The following is a 1,232-nucleotide window of genomic DNA, read 5'->3' as shown; positions in this document are numbered from 1 at the left end:
CTAGTGCCGCATCAGGCAACGTTCGCCCTGTTCACCACGTCACGGAGGCGGTCGTCGGCAGCATGCTTGTTGCGCCAGATGATGTAGCGGCGGATCATGCTTCCTTGCTCTTTGTGGCTGGCGTGGTCGGTGCCGTCGAGAGCGAAGTAGCGCAGGGCGGTGAACTGGGCCTCGATCCGGTTGAGCCAGGAGCTGTTGGTCGGGGTGTAGGCGATTTCCACGTTGTTCGCCGCGGCCCACGTCCCGACCCGCTGGCACCGCTTCGTCGTCAGGTGCGGTGAGTAGTTGTCGCAGACGATCGCGATGCGCTTCTCGACCGGGTGCAGCGAGCGCAGGTAGCGGCAGAACTCCAGGAACTTCGACCTGTTCTTGGTCTTCTTGATGTGCCCGTAGAGCTGGTCTTTGGCCAGGTCGTAGGCGGCGAACAGGTGACGGACCCCGTGTGGGCGGGTGTAGGTCGCCCGCCGACGAGGCCGGGGATCACGGTCGGGGTCCTTGTGCCGGCCGCCGCGTTCGGCCCAGTGCCGGCCGGGGTGCGGCTGGAGGTTGAGCGGCCCGAACTCGTCCATGCAGAAGATGACTTCGGGCTCGCCTTCCTCGGGTATGACCTCACCGTCGGCGATCGCGTAGAGGTGCTCGACGCGGGCCTTCTTGGCCGCGTAGTCCGGGTCGCGTGAGGTCTTCCAGGTTTTCACGCGTTGAAAGGAGACGCCCTCCTCGCGGAGCAGGATGCGCAGGCCCTCGTGGCTGATGTCGTCGACCACCCCCTCGGCGACCAGGAAGTCGGCCAGCTTGGCCAGGCTCCAGGTCGAGAACGGCAGGCCGTGCTCGGCCGGCTTCGACTTGGCGATCTTCTTGATCTCCCGGCGTTCGGGGAGGGTGAAGGTCTTCGGCCGGCCGCCCCTGTACTTGGGATACAGCGAGTCGAAGCCGTCCGCGTTGAAATTGTGGAGCACGTCGCGGACCCGATCGTCGCTGGTGAACGTCACCTCGGCGATCTTCGTCACCGGCATGCCCTGCGCGGATAACAGCACCATCTGGGCCCGCCGCCAGGTCACCACCGAGCCAGTGCCTCTGCGGATGATCCGCAGCAACCGCCTGCCCTCGTCGTCATCAATTTCCCGGACCCGCACGCGTTCAGCCACGTGATCATTCTGGCCCTCTGGGACTTCCCGACGCAGCAACTGGGCGACACATCACGACAGGGCGAACGAAGCTTGATGCGGCACTAG

Annotated in this window: 1 protein-coding gene; it reads right to left on the bottom strand. The window is 65.3% G+C overall.

From position 1 onward, the window contains the following. Positions 1-11: 11 nt before the first annotated feature. Positions 12-1,145 carry an IS630 family transposase gene (locus ACFYRY_RS42945; RefSeq protein ID WP_389158965.1) on the bottom strand — a complete coding sequence of 378 codons (1,134 nt, stop codon included), beginning with the start codon at positions 1,143-1,145 and terminating at the stop codon, positions 12-14. Between the last annotated feature and the right edge of the window lie 87 nt (positions 1,146-1,232).

This window comes from Streptomyces sp. NPDC005263, assembly GCF_042872365.1.
Lineage (GTDB): Bacteria > Actinomycetota > Actinomycetes > Streptomycetales > Streptomycetaceae > Streptomyces.
Note: the sequence above shows the minus strand (reverse complement) of the source record. Positions and strands in the feature narration are given on the sequence as shown.